The organism is Bacillus sp. mrc49 (assembly GCF_002803435.1).
Window position 1 is genome coordinate 1 of record NZ_PHNG01000058.1, and the last position, 370, is coordinate 370.

1 protein-coding gene is annotated in these 370 nt (G+C 68.9%); it reads left to right on the forward strand.

Annotation, left to right across the window (positions count from 1 at the left end; translation table 11 throughout):
* Window positions 1-370, forward strand: a 370-nt coding sequence (locus CVN76_RS00450; RefSeq protein ID WP_332850576.1) for an aminotransferase class I/II-fold pyridoxal phosphate-dependent enzyme, incomplete at both ends; no start/stop codon positions are given.

A 370-nucleotide genomic window follows, 5' to 3' on the forward strand; every position in this document is an offset into this window, starting at 1 on the left:
CCCGCGTGGCGTTGTCGCTCACCCGCCCGGCCCCCGCACCGGTCAAACACCCGGACGCCTGCGACATGCCGCTTTCCGATCAGGCGCTGGCCCTGGAGCACTTCGCCGCCCAGTTGCGCCCTCTGCCACCGGTCCCCTTCACCGTCTCGGTGCCGATCAACGATACCGCACCCGACGACGTTTGGCGCAGGCTCGGCAACCGCATTCGCGCCAGAGGCCCCGGTGCCCCCGCTGGCTATGGCGAGCCGCAGGGCGCATTGCCGCTGCGTGAGGCGATATGCGAATACGTTCGCAAGTCCCGTTCGGTGCACTGCACGCCGGAACAGGTGATCATCACCTCCGGCACGCAGCAGGGGCTCTATCTCGCCAC